Below are 13,516 nucleotides of genomic sequence, written 5' to 3'. Positions count from 1 at the left end.
GTTAAAAGTTAATATTACTAGATTAGGTTTCTAGTTTACTATAAATTTTATTAATTTTTGGAGGTTAGATAAAATGGCAGCAACAACTACTCAAAAACCAAAAGAATTAACAGCAGAGCAACAACAAGAATTAGATTTAGCGTTTGAAAAGGCGGCTAAAGCAATGAAAGAAATCGAAAATTATAGCCAAGAAAAATTAGATCGTCTTTGTCAAGCTGTTGCGTGGGCTGTATCAAATAAAAAGACATTCGAACGTTTAGTAGATGAAGGAATTGCGGAAAGTGGTCTTGGGGATCCAGTGAGTCGTATGGGTAAACGTTTTAAAATCCGTGGTGTTCTACGTGATGCTCTTCGTCAAAAGAGTGTAGGTATTATTGAAGAAGACATTGAAAAAGGTCTTGTAAAATATGCGAAACCAGTCGGAATTATTGGTTCAATCGTTCCTACTACAAATCCGGACTTAACGCCAGCCGGAACAGCAATTTATGCAATTAAAGCTCGTGATGCAGTAATTTTCTCTCCACACCCACGTTCAAAAAATACGTCATTTGAAACTGTACGTCTTATGCGTGAAGCTCTTGAGAGAGAAGGCGCACCTGCTGATCTTTTACAATGTTTAACAAAAGTTAATATTCCAATGACGAAAGCTCTTATGGCGCGTGCTGATATGGTTCTAGCTACTGGCGGTCCTGGAATGGTTAAGAGTGCGTACAGCTCTGGAACTCCTGCGTATGGTGTTGGTGCAGGTAACTCAACAATGATTATCGATGATACAGCTGACGTGAAAGAAGCAGCTTACAACTCAATGTTAAGTAAAACATCTGACTTTGGTTCAGGATGTTCAGCTGACGGGAACTTAATCATTAGTGAGCAAGTATACAATGCAATGTTAGAAGAACTACAAAACGTTGGTGGCTACTTAGCTACCGAAGAAGAAAAAGCTAAATTACGTGCTGTAATGTGGGATGCAGAAGGACACCGTCTTGCTGATACAGTTGCGATTGCACCACAACAATTAGCGAAAGCGGCTGGATTTGAAATTCCAGAAGATCGTAAATTCATCGTTGTTAAAGGTGACGGTATCGGTAAAGAGCATCCATTCTCTCGTGAGAAATTAACAACATTAATGGCTGTATATAAATATGAAGGTGAGTTTGAAAATGCGCTAGATATGATGCGTGCTGTATATGAAGTAGGTGGAAAAGGTCACTCTTGCGGTATCTACTCATTCAATGATGATCACATTCACCGTCTTGGTTTAGCTGCACCTGTTAGCCGTATTATGGTGCGTCAACCACAATCAAAAGCAAACGCTGGTGCATTTAACAACGGTATGCCAATGACATCAAGTCTTGGTTGCGGTACTTGGGGTGGAAATATCATCTCTGAAAACGTAAATCTTAAGCATTACATGAACACAACATGGGTATCTCGTCCAATTCCAGAAGACAAACCGTCTGATGAAGAATTATTCGGCGAGTTCTATGATGCAGAACTAGAAAAATAATAAAAAACTTATTAATCTTATATGTAAATGATAAAAATAATACTAACTCTAAACAACACTAGAAATTCTAAACCAATCGAAGCCGGGTTCTTTTGAACTCGGTTTTGTTTGTACTACCTCGTTCAAATAAAGAGTGTCTATCAGTAATTAACTAATTATTCACTAAATTTTTATAATTGAAAAATAGAAAAGATTCTAGTAAAATAGTAATCATTATTTCAGGAAATGGGTAGATCGATCTAAGATAAAAATTTTCCTGTGAGAAGGTGGAACAGTGGGAAAGCGTATTACAATATATATCGTTGGTCTATTGATTTCGGCGCTAGGTATATGTTTAATTATTAAGTCAGAAGCTGGTACAGGTCCTTGGGATACAGTTGCCGTAGGACTTAATTTACATTTCGGGTTAACGATCGGTGGATGGTCAATCATTGCACAAGCGATTGTAGTCATGTTAACGAGTATTATAGAACAAAAAGCTCCACAAATAGGCTCAATTGTTGCGATCATTATTAGAAGTATGTTTCTAGACCTTTGGATATATGTTGTATTTATCAATATTGACTTTACAACATCAATCATAACTCAATGGTTGATCTTTTCAATCGGATTGATTGTAGTTGGCGTAGGAATAGGATTGTATTTAATTGCAGAATTTCCAAAAACTCCGATTGATGGGCTAATGGTTGCATTGAATACTCGATTTGGTTGGAGTTTTTCAAATGCAAGGATTATCATTGAATCATTTGCGGTTCTTTTAGGATTTCTATTAGGAGGACCAGTAGGAATTGGTACGGTAATCACCGCAATATTATTAGGCCGGATCATTCAAATATCAAATAAGAATATTAGAATTCTACTAATAAAGGAAGAAAAAAAGACATCACTTTCTGCATAACAAAAAATATTTTCGGAGTTGGGGGAATTAATAATGGAAATAATGGAAGCTAAGTTTTGTAAAGAATCAAGGGTCATACGAACAAGTCGCGTTTTTCCAAATGATGTAAACAATCATAATACTTTATTTGGTGGTAAATTAATGAGTGATGTCGATCAAGTGGCCTCGATTTCTGCGGCCCGTCATAGTCGAACAGAATGTGTCACAGCATCAACCGATTCAGTGGATTTCTTACATCCGATCAGACAAACAGATTCAGTATGCTTTGAATCGTATGTTACATGGACGGGGAGTTCATCTATGGAAGTTTTCGTAAAAATTATTGCCGAAAACCTGTTAAATAATGATCGTAAAATTGCAGCAACTGCATTATTAACATTCGTTGCACTAGATAAAAATAAGAAGCCTACAGCAGTTCCAAAAGTAATACCGGAAACAGAAGAGGAAAAAAAGTTACATGAAACAGCTCCTGAACGAGCGAAAATGAGGAAAGAGCGAAAGCGAAAGAGTAAAGAGCTAGCAGCTTATTTAACAACTGAATATCCTTGGAAATAATATTTTCTTAAAGTATTGAAATAGGTTGACATACTTATTTCTTCACTTTACAATAAAATTAGACCGATCTAATAATATTTTTTTCAATTTTATTAGATCGATCTAATAAAAAGGCAATTGATTAACAATCAATAAAAAAATAACACAATCATGGATAATAGCGGAAAATTCATTATACGATTGGAGGAGAGACGATGACGAAACAATTCTCATTAGCACACCTTACTGCCTTAGGTTGTACACCACCTGAACTTACATACATTGCTGCAAGAGCTGGCTATGATTTTGTTAGCATACGACCGATTTATATGGGGTTACCTGGTGAGCCTAATTATGCATTAGCGGAAAACAAAGAAATGATGCGACAAACGAAAGTAGCTCTTGCAGATACTGGTATTAAGTTACTCGATATTGAGTTAGCTCGTATCTATGATGGACTTGATCCAAAACGTTATTTACCGGCCTTTGAGGTAGCAGCTGAACTTGGTGGACGTCACGTTTTAAGTAGTATTTGGACAGGTGATCGTAATTATGCGATTGAGCGCTTTGCTGAACTATGTGATTTAGCCAAACCTTTTGGACTGACAATTGAACTAGAGTTCGTACCGATTGCGAGTGTGAATGACCTTGCAAGTACATTAGATGTTCTTCGTACGGCAAATCGTGAAAATGCTGGCCTCATGATTGATGCTCATCATTTTCATCGATCAGGTGATAAGGTAGAAGATCTTGATGCAGTACCAAGTGAGTGGTTCCGGTATTTCCACTTATGTGATGCACCAGCCGAAATACCAACATCAAAAGAAGAGATGACTCGTATTCTTCGTGAAGAACGGTTATATGTTGGTGAAGGGGGAATCGATATTGCTAGTATCGTGAATCGAATTCCGGAAATTCCATATTCAATAGAATTACCGAATATTAAACGAGCAGAAGAGTTAGGATATGAAGAATTTGCACGTCGTTGCTTACAAACAGCAAAAGATTATCTCGCGGCGAATCCCCGGCGTGAATTAGTAAGTATTTAGGTAAGTTGTTCATATAGTTTAAAATTGAATTTTCAAAAAGGTAAGGTGGGATTTACCCACTTTATTTTTTTCGTGGTATCAATTGTGAAAGGGGGGATAGTAGTGAAAAAACCTCTAAAAATGTATTTAATCCTCATTGGGGTGATGATGGTTTGGGGATTAAGTGTGTCAGTAATCAAATTCTTAGTTGAAAATAATATGCCAATTACGATTACATCATTACGTATTTTTGTCGCTTCAGTTCTTGTCTTTATCGTCCTTGGTTTTCTCGGTAAAGTACGCTTACCAAAGAAATCGGAGTGGTTATATATTTTCGGTGGTTCACTTTTAAGTGTAGCGATTCATCATTATTTTTTAGCTGATGGATTAACAAAAACATCAGCTTCAAATGCGGGTTTAATACTTGGAATGGGACCGATCTTAACCGTAGTTTTATCAATGATTTTTCTACGGAACAGACCAAGCTTTTTACGTTCTCTTGGATTTATCTTTGGTGGTCTGGGGGTTAGCTTTACGATTCTTTCAGGCGGGAATGGAATGAGTTCCGTTAGTGTGGGAGATATTAACATTTTTCTATCAATCCTCTCACAGGCTTGTAGTTTTATTTTAATTAGTCATGCATCGAAAACGATGAATCCCGGTTTATTAACTGGTTATATGTTTCTTATTGGGTCTTTTATTCTTTTTATTACGAGCTTAGTGATTGAACCTAATGGATTAGCAACGCTTGCCATTGATCAACCATTAGTATGGCTGGCCTTCTTATTCACTGTACTAACGACCGGTCTCGGTCATATGCTGTATAACTTTGCAATCAGGCAGGTTGGTCCAGCAGAAACTTCGATATTTCTTAATTTAAATACGTTTTTTGCTTTAGTAGGTGCAGCGTTATTTTTAAACGAAGCCATTTTAGTTTCTCATTTTATTGGATTTGTCTTTATTGCTACAGGGGTAGTCTTAGGCTCAGGGGCGTTCGAAATGATAATAAGGCAGAAGAAAAATAAAGCGGTATTATCAAAAAGGGAAGTATAAGAGACTGTGGTTTACTAAATTAAGAACGATTTAGTAAGGTTGATATTTTTATTAATAATAGAGGCTCTCTTGTGAAAAGGGCTCGAATTGAAGAACTTGATAAAGAAACAGGTAGGTGCAGCTTTATTTTTTAGCCCCTAGCTATGCAAATTATATGTCCGGACCAATCATTGATGTAAATGGTGGACAATTGATGAGTTAAAAAGAAGACTAGTTTTTATTTAAGAGATGCCTGAGTTGAGCAATAAAACTCAGGCATCTTTTTTTATTAAGGATAAGTAGTATCGAACAGGGGAATTTAAAAAATGTTAATTATAAACTAAGATCTAGTGGGGGAAGTAGTGAATGAAGCAATTTATTATTTTTACAATATTCGTTTTGGTCGTTTTAAGCGGATGTGGCGGGCAGGAGACTGAACCAACAGAAGGTGGAACTGGTGGTGATAATGCAGAGGTTAAGCTATTAAAAATAGCAGTAGCCACTCCAGAGGAAAGGTCATTGACGAAAGGTTTGTATAGGTTTGCTGAAATTGTGGAAGAAAGCACGAACGGAATAGTAAAAGTAGAAGTATATCCAAACGGGGTGTTAGGTGGTGACCGTGAAGTTTTTGAAGGCTTACAATTAGGATCGATTGAAGGGACTACGATCTCAACCGGTCCCGTTGCACAGTTTGCAGAACGGTTTAGTGTATTTGATCTCCCTTTCTTGTTTCCTGATGAGGAAAGTGCTTATGAAGTATTGGATGGTCCAATAGGAACAGAGCTGTTAGATGATTTACATGGTCAAGGTGTAATCGGTTTAAATTATTGGGAAAATGGTTTTCGACATCTGACGAATAATATTAGAGAAGTGAAAACTGTTGATGATATTAAAGGTTTGAAGATTAGAACGGTAGAAAACAATCTTCATATTGATATGTGGCGAGAATTAGGGGCTAATCCGACGCCAATGGCCTTTACGGAATTATTTGCTGGACTTCAGCAAGGAGTTGTTGATGGACAGGAAAACCCAGTTGGAAATGTCACAACAACGAACATTTATGAAGTACAAGGTTATTTAACAAAAACAAACCACATTTATAATGCGAGTGTCTTCATGATTAGTCAACCATTTTGGAATAGCCTTTCAGAAGAAGAGCAAGAAATCATTCGGAATGCTGCTGATGAGGCAAGAGATTACCAGCGCCAATTAAACCAACAGGAAAATGATGAAGCGTTTGTGTTTTTAGAAGAGGCAGGGATGACAATTACAGAGCTATCGAAGGAAGAAGCAAATAAGTTGTTTGAAAGAGTACAGCCAATTTATGAAAAGTATGCACCGAGAATTGGTGAAAATTTTGTGAATGAGTTATTAGAAGCAATTCAAAAATAGTACATAGATAACGAAAAGCACGAGTTCATGGACTCGTGCTTTATTGCAGCTATTTTTCTTTCGTAACTAAATTTCTTGAACCTAACGGGTCTTTTAGCATACGAATTAAACTTTGCAGTGTCTCAATTGGAATTTGACCGGGGGCAGAGCTGTTGTTTCCGACGGCAAATGTTAAGGCAGAACCATAATACCAGCCAAGCATTCTACTCATCATACCAAGGTCACCCATAGAAATTGTTATAATTGGAATGTTAATCGTTTCTTTTGCTTCTTTTGTTACTTCCAATAGTGTTAATACATCATCTTCACTTTTAGGCATAACTGCTACTTTGGCAGCATCAGCACCCATAAACTCCATATTGAATAAGCGTTTTAAGATCTCTGCTTTTTCAGGTGTACATTCAAAATTATGATGAGAAAGAATGAGTTTCTTATTGTGTGCAAGTGAAACATCACGGACTTGTTTGATATTCCCTACCTGATTAGAAATCTCAAAGTCTACGATATCTACACTGTTTGTTTTACATACTTCTGTCAATAAATGAACTCGACTATCTTCATCTAGAGGAATGGGTTGACCGCCTTCTTGTTCTGAACGGATTGTAAATAGGAGGGGAATTCCTTTACATTCTTTATAAATAATTTCTAATGTAGACAATACTTTTTCAGTATTATTAATGTCTTCGTAAAAGTCGACACGCCATTCAATCATATCTGGATTTTTTGAAAGAATTGCAGGAAGTTCAGTAAAAAGTTCGTCTGTCGTTTTCCCGGTTAAAGGGGTACAAATATAAGGTAGTTTCTTGTCGTCAAATAGCTTCGTTTCCATAGTGCCTCCTAATTCAAGTAAAGAAAAGTTGATGTATTCCTATTCATATATAGTTAGAAAGGAGTCTACTCATCTTTAATATTCTGTGTTTTCTGGCTATTATATAAAGTTTATCAAAAAATGTAAAAATAGCAAGAATAAATACAAACAATCGACGTCCCACTCAGCAGAGTAAATTCAGCAGCAGATCTGATATAAACGGCATTTGTTGAAAAAATAAGTGACATATAAGATCAGGGGACCAAAGAGTTATGTTTTTGTCGATTATTGTTACTATTTGTTATAGCATTAAAATACATTTTATATTATAATAATTAATTTGTTGGGGTTATTTATATTTACATTTTCAGCGAATTTTTTATAAGGGGAGAAATAAGAAATATGTCATTACAATATAGAGAAAAAGAAAAGAGAAAACCCTATGTACTCTCGGATTATTTACGATTTATTATTCCTTCATTAATAGGTGTTTTCTTGTTTATGATACCATTGAATTATAAAGGGGAAATTACGATTCCTGTTGCTTTTTTGGCAAAACAAGTAGAAGCAATAACCTATAGTGTATTGCCAGGGCTAATGACTGGGATTTTATTTCTAGTTGCAACCATGACGCTATGGGTAACGTGGTTTAAACCTGAGAACATCTTGTGTCATCATTTCCTAAAAGCATTGTTTTACGTTCAACCTGTATGGTTATACGTACGAGTGATTGGTTTTATATTTGCAGCCATGACATTGTTTGAATTTGGACCTGAATGGATATGGTCAGGGGATACTGGAGGATTATTACTTTATGATTTGATTCCTATCTTATTTTCAGTTTTTTTATTTGCGGGCTTTTTCTTGCCATTATTATTAAATTTTGGATTGTTGGAGTTGTTTGGAATTCTGCTAAATAAAATTATGAGACCGGTATTCACATTACCAGGCCGCTCATCGATTGATTGCTTGGCATCTTGGATGGGAGATGGAACAATCGGTGTCCTATTAACGAATAAGCAATATGAGGAAGGTTACTATACGAAGCGGGAGGCTGCTGTTATTGGAACAACCTTCTCGGTGGTATCCATTACATTCAGTATTGTAATTCTTGCTTATATGGGTTTGGAGCATTTATTTATTCCATATTACTTTACAATTGCACTTGCTGGTTTCGTTGCTGCTGTTGTTTGTCCGCGTATTCCACCGTTATCACGAAAAGCAGACACATATTTTGTAGACAATAAACAACGAATTGATGATCAAGATTTAAAAGGTGTATCAGTATTTAAATTTGGAGTGGAAAAAGCACTTGAACGGGCGAAGATGAACAATGGATTTACTAGTACTGCAACAAGCGGCGTCAAAAATGTGCTTGATATGTGGTTTGGTGTCATTCCTGTTGTCATGGCTTTAGGAACCTTTGCCCTTGTCATTGCTGAACATACGCCAATTTTTGAGATTTTAGGAATGCCATTTATTCCATTATTAAATGTATTACAAGTTCCAGAAGCTGCAGCGGCTGCTCAAACAATGGTGATCGGTTTTGCTGATATGTTTTTACCAGCGGTAATCGGAAGCGGGATTGAAAGTGAGTTTACTCGATTTGTCATTGCCTGCGTTTCGGTAACACAGCTGATTTATATGTCAGAAGTCGGTGGTTTGCTGTTGGCATCTAAATTGCCTGTCTCATTTACTGACTTAGTCATTATTTTTATCGAAAGAACATTAATTACATTGCCAATTGTCGTCTTAATGGCTCATCTAATTTTTTAAGATAAAGGGTGACTGACACCGCGCGTGGACATTTTTTAAATAGTGTCTATGAGCGGTGTCAGTCACCCTTTTTTATTATATTTCCAGCACTAATAGTAAAATATATAAATAAGAAGAAAAAATAATAATTGAGGTAAAAAAATGCATGTAGCTACAGCGTTAATTATTGTTATTGTCGTTTGGATATGGGGAGATTGGCGGAATTGGAAAAAGTATCATACGACGATTTTATTTGTTGCGCTCGGTAATCTTTTATACAATTTTTTAACTGCCGGTTTTTTTTTATGGCGACTTGATGCTGACTTTATTTCGAATCACTCTTTAACGGAAATGCTGTATACATTTATAGTTTTTCCGGCTACAGTCATTTTATTTTTAGGTAATTTTCCAACTGATTGGAAAGGGAAATTAAAACGGGTATTGAAGTGGATCATGATTTATGTGGCTTGGGAAACTGTTTTTGTTTTCACAGGTAGTATAGAGTATCAGTACGGGTGGAATTTAGGTTGGTCAGCTGCTTTTGACGTGATCATGTTTCCACTATTACGCTTGCATGAAAGCAGACCGTTACTTACATATTTTTTATCGGGGATTGTCGCTGTTGCTGTACTTTGGTGGTTCAAAGTACCAGTTCACGTTCCTGTTGAATTAAGAGGGGGTTAATTATAATACATGTCGTCTTGGACACCGTATATGAAAGAGCGGTGTCTTTTTAATATGAACATTGTATGTCGATGGTTGAAATGGAATGTTTTTCTTCGTTATTATTTTTTATAATAAAGGTAAGGGGAAAGTATCCTTTATTTAGTTCCAAATGTAATCGAGAAAAGTTTCGCATCCTTGAGAGGAGGAGTTTCGATGAAGTTAGCAGGAAAAGTAGCAGTAATTACAGGAGGGGCAAGTGGAATTGGGGAAAGTACAGCACGCTTGATGGTAGAAGAAGGGGCAAAAGTCGTTATAGCCGATATGAGTGATGAGCTTGGTACTCAATTAGCACATGAGCTAAATCAAGCAAATAAAGTAGCCACCTATGTTCATGTTGATGTAACAAACGAAACTGAAGTTCAACATATGATAAATGAGGCTTTATCTATATTTGGGAAAGTAGATATTTTATTTAATAATGCTGGGATTGGTTCTTTAAGCCCGTCTGCAGAACTGCCGTATGAGGAATGGCGAAAAGTCATTGCGGTCAATTTAGACGGTGTCTTTTTAGCTGCCAAGCACGCTATAGCAGCAATGCAAAAAAACGGTGGTGGAAGCATCATTAATACAGCATCAATTTTAGGTCATGTAGGCCAAGCGCAAACTGCACCATATACAGCGTCAAAAGGTGGGGTTGTCAATTTGACTAGAGCGTTAGCAGTAGAATATGCAAAGGAGAATATTCGTGTTAATGCTGTTTGTCCTGGATATATCGAAACGCCGCTTTTAAATCAGCTTGATGATGAGATGAAAAATCACTTGATTTCGCTTCACCCAATTGGAAGGTTGGGAAGGGCTGAAGAGGTTGCAAAAGCAGTCATTTTCCTTGCATCAGATGATGCCAGTTTTGTTACAGGAGCAAACCTGCTTGTTGATGGAGGATATACTGCGCAATAATAGTTATTTATCTCGCTGTTTCCATACAAAAACACTGTTCGTGCAATTTTCTATACACGAACAGTGTTTTCTCTTTAATTGACTGCTTTTTATCAGCCCGTATGATATTTGTACATCCAGAGCACACCAGTCTTTAATACACGTGGTACGCGCCCGATTAACGCACGTTCGCCCATCATACCAAAGCCGTGTTTTTTGCCTAGTGAACCGAGGACACCTTTTAGTTTTATATTTGGCATCGTTTCAGGAAGTGGTTCACCATTCCAACGCTTTTTGAGTATCGTTACGATTTGTTCACCTTGTCCTTCAGCAAGCTGAGCACTTGGTGCGTGTGGGTAACTTGCACAGTCTCCTACGACAAAGACATTTTCATTATTCGGAAGGTGATGATGATTTGTTACACGTACTCGTCCAATGTCATCTTTTTCAACATCTAGATCACGGACAACTTTGTTAGGTTGAATACCTGCAGTCCAGATGATCGCATCATTTTCAATTGGTTCATCATGGTTATAGAGGATATTTTCCTCAACTTTCGTAATGTTAGATTTATTAATGACATCAACATTGTTTTCAATAAACCATTTGTGGACATAGTTACTTAGACGTTTCGGGAACATCGATAGAATAATTTCACCGCGATCAAATAATCTAATTGTTAAATCAGGGCGACTTTCGCGTAGCTCACTGGCAAGCTCAACACCACTTAGACCTGCTCCGACAATTGAAACAGCTGCATTTGGACGCAGATTACTAATCACTTCAAAAGTACGTCTCGTTGCCTCCATACTTTGAATACTTAATGTGTGTTCTGGTGCGCCTGGCACATTATGGTACTTGTCTTCACAACCCAATCCAATAATTAAGTTGTCATACGCAATTGGCTCGTCATTTTCGAGATGTACGAGTTTTGTATCAATATCAACAGACGAAACCGTGGCAAATTTCACGTGTAAACGAGGATCTTTAGGGTAACTTACACGTAAATGTTGATCGGACTCAGTACCAGCTGCTAATGCATAAAATTCTGTTTTTAAACAATGATAAGGCATTTTGTCAATTAATGTGATTTCAATATTTTTAGGTAAATCATTCGTTAACAGGCGCTGCAGAATTCGCATTCCACCATAACCACCGCCAAGGATGACTAATTTTTCCATATGAACACTTCCTCTATTTTCGATAATTCCTTCTAAACAAGGAAGGATTAATTGCATGATTTGTTGTAACAATTGATTTTTGGACGTTGGATGTGAAAACTTAACAAGACCATAATGAAGAAGGCTATTTAGAATATGACTCCACTGTTCAGTACATATAGTATGATTAATTTCCTCTTTTTTTACTGCGCGTAACAAAAGAAATTTCCATTGGTCAAGTAAAGCTGATTCTGATTGAATTGCATGTGTCCAAATTTTTACTGTTAGTTCTTGGTTTTGTTCATAATCTTGAAGTAAAAAGTTTAGATAATTTTTAATTTGCTGGATGAATGTAAGGTGCGAAATTTGTTGAATATGTAGTAGTGCGAGTTCAAGACGCTCTTCAGCTAGTGATTCAAGAATTGAGTCTTTCGTTGGAAAATAATTAAAAAATGTCCCTTTTGCAACCTCGGAAAGGTCCGTGATTTCTTTTACAGTCGTTTGTTCAAAACCTTTTTCTTTAAATAGAAGAATAGCAGAACTAATAATCTTTTCTTTTGTAACTACTTTTTTATTCTTTTTCAAGATAAACTCCCCTTAAAAAATGACCCTGGTCAGTTTGAATTATAACTAGTTTGTGGCAAATTTTCAACAGTTTTGTGAATAATACTTAAAATAATTACAAAGAAAAAAATCTATTATGATTTTTGTTCGAGATTTTTTCATGATTAAATGAGTAATCAAATACGAAAAAAAGACGCGGCAAACATATTCCAGTAAGGTTACCATCAGCTGATTGCTGAAGTATACAAATGGACGAGTAAAACTATAGTAAAATAGTCATTTATTGTGGATATTTTAAAAATTTTGTACGAGTGGTGACCAACAGTCTAGGTTTAATTGCACTTTCCCACTCATCATCTTCTTGTATAATAGGGAATGATTCTATTATAAAGGAGCTATTTAATGAGTAAATTTGGATATATGGTCATAGGTGCGGTCTTTACAATCATTTTATCAGTCGGCTATTTGACATTTGCTGCTAATCTTCCAGATGGACTACAAATAGAAGCAGGAGAACCAATTGCAGTTAACGATAATAACCAACTAAGCCAAAATGACCATAAAGTGAGTCTTGCAGATGAGATTATTGTTGGTGAAGCAGTCGCACTGACAACTCCACAATCATTGGTAAAAGATGATGTACAAGTAGTAGCAGAAAACGATCAAAATAATAGAAATGATGAAAGTAATCAGTTGACTCATTCTAATTCAAATGATTTGTTGTCCAATCAGCCTACAGACAATATAAACAATATAAAACCGGGTAACTATTTACAACAAGTTGATAAACTTGAAATCGAAATTGAAAATGACGACATTGAAATTGAAATTAAACAAGAACGTAAAAAGAAAAAGGTAAAATCAGAAGTAAAAATAAAAACAAATAAAAAAGAAATGAAATTAAAAGACGAAAAAGCGGAACAGTTTATCAATGAAATGTACTCAGCTGTCTCTATTGAATCGGCGAAAGACATTCAGGCTGCAGTTGAAAATTTACTGAGTCAATATAATGTTGACATTTCTCAGGTTGAAATTGAAATTAAAGTTGAAGCAAGTGGATCTGATTATCAATTTAAAAATAAGGGACAGAACGACGACGACGATGACGATAACGACGACGATAATGACGACTAAAAAAAAACGGTAATAAACCATGACTAAGTGTTAGAAACGCTTAGTCTTTTTATTTTGTAATATAGAATAGTCACCCACCGTGGACAAAGTAATAAAATGTCC

12 protein-coding genes are annotated in these 13,516 nt (G+C 36.2%); 10 read left to right on the top strand and 2 right to left on the bottom strand.

Annotation, left to right across the window (positions count from 1 at the left end; genetic code table 11):
* Positions 1–73 precede the first annotated feature (73 nt).
* From ACJ2A9_RS03115 to ACJ2A9_RS03090, 6 genes are all read left to right on the top strand, one after another.
* Positions 74–1,507 carry an aldehyde dehydrogenase family protein gene (locus ACJ2A9_RS03115; protein ID WP_441420134.1) on the top strand — a complete coding sequence of 478 codons (1,434 nt, stop codon included), beginning with the start codon at positions 74–76 and terminating at the stop codon, positions 1,505–1,507.
* Positions 1,508–1,781: 274 nt separating this feature from the next.
* Entirely contained in the window at positions 1,782–2,405 is a 624-nt protein-coding gene (locus ACJ2A9_RS03110) for a YczE/YyaS/YitT family protein (protein ID WP_441420133.1), read from the top strand.
* Positions 2,406–2,447: 42 nt separating this feature from the next.
* Complete coding sequence (locus tag ACJ2A9_RS03105) at positions 2,448–2,960, top strand: acyl-CoA thioesterase (RefSeq protein ID WP_441420393.1); 513 nt, start codon at positions 2,448–2,450, stop codon at positions 2,958–2,960.
* A gap of 194 nt (positions 2,961–3,154) precedes the next feature.
* Entirely contained in the window at positions 3,155–3,988 is an 834-nt protein-coding gene (locus ACJ2A9_RS03100) for a sugar phosphate isomerase/epimerase family protein (RefSeq protein WP_441420132.1), read from the top strand.
* A gap of 102 nt (positions 3,989–4,090) precedes the next feature.
* Complete coding sequence (locus ACJ2A9_RS03095) at positions 4,091–5,020, top strand: DMT family transporter (RefSeq protein WP_441420131.1); 930 nt, start codon at positions 4,091–4,093, stop codon at positions 5,018–5,020.
* Between the two features lie 345 nt (positions 5,021–5,365).
* Entirely contained in the window at positions 5,366–6,391 is a 1,026-nt protein-coding gene (locus ACJ2A9_RS03090; protein WP_441420130.1) for a TRAP transporter substrate-binding protein, read from the top strand.
* A 49-nt stretch (positions 6,392–6,440) separates the two neighbouring features.
* Here ACJ2A9_RS03090 and aroD read toward each other — a convergent pair whose 3' ends face one another.
* Positions 6,441–7,220: a type I 3-dehydroquinate dehydratase gene (gene aroD, locus ACJ2A9_RS03085; RefSeq protein ID WP_441420129.1), complete on the bottom strand. Its 780-nt coding sequence runs from the start codon at positions 7,218–7,220 to the stop codon at positions 6,441–6,443.
* A gap of 381 nt (positions 7,221–7,601) precedes the next feature.
* Between aroD and ACJ2A9_RS03080 the strand changes: the two genes are divergently transcribed.
* From ACJ2A9_RS03080 to ACJ2A9_RS03070, 3 genes are all read left to right on the top strand, one after another.
* Positions 7,602–8,975, top strand: a complete 1,374-nt coding sequence (locus ACJ2A9_RS03080; RefSeq protein ID WP_441420128.1) for a YjiH family protein — start codon at positions 7,602–7,604, stop codon at positions 8,973–8,975.
* A gap of 141 nt (positions 8,976–9,116) precedes the next feature.
* On the top strand, positions 9,117–9,638 hold the full coding sequence (locus ACJ2A9_RS03075) for a CBO0543 family protein (protein WP_441420127.1): 522 nt from the start codon (positions 9,117–9,119) through the stop codon (positions 9,636–9,638).
* Between the two features lie 195 nt (positions 9,639–9,833).
* Positions 9,834–10,577, top strand: coding sequence for an SDR family NAD(P)-dependent oxidoreductase (locus ACJ2A9_RS03070; RefSeq protein ID WP_441420126.1), 744 nt, complete (start codon positions 9,834–9,836; stop codon positions 10,575–10,577).
* Between the two features lie 92 nt (positions 10,578–10,669).
* On the opposite strand, the gene ACJ2A9_RS03065 is transcribed toward ACJ2A9_RS03070, so the two are convergent.
* Positions 10,670–12,301 (bottom strand): FAD-dependent oxidoreductase, encoded by a 1,632-nt coding sequence (locus ACJ2A9_RS03065; RefSeq protein ID WP_441420125.1) that lies wholly within the window; start codon positions 12,299–12,301, stop codon positions 10,670–10,672.
* Positions 12,302–12,682: 381 nt separating this feature from the next.
* On the opposite strand from ACJ2A9_RS03065, the gene ACJ2A9_RS03060 reads away from it, so the two are divergent.
* Entirely contained in the window at positions 12,683–13,414 is a 732-nt protein-coding gene (locus tag ACJ2A9_RS03060; RefSeq protein WP_441420124.1) for a hypothetical protein, read from the top strand.
* Positions 13,415–13,516 lie beyond the last annotated feature (102 nt).

Origin of the sequence: Anaerobacillus sp. MEB173, from assembly GCF_052119505.1 — a bacterium.
Taxonomy (GTDB): domain Bacteria; phylum Bacillota; class Bacilli; order Bacillales; family JBJMAU01; genus JBJMAU01.
This window is presented reverse-complemented; position numbering and strand designations above follow the sequence as displayed.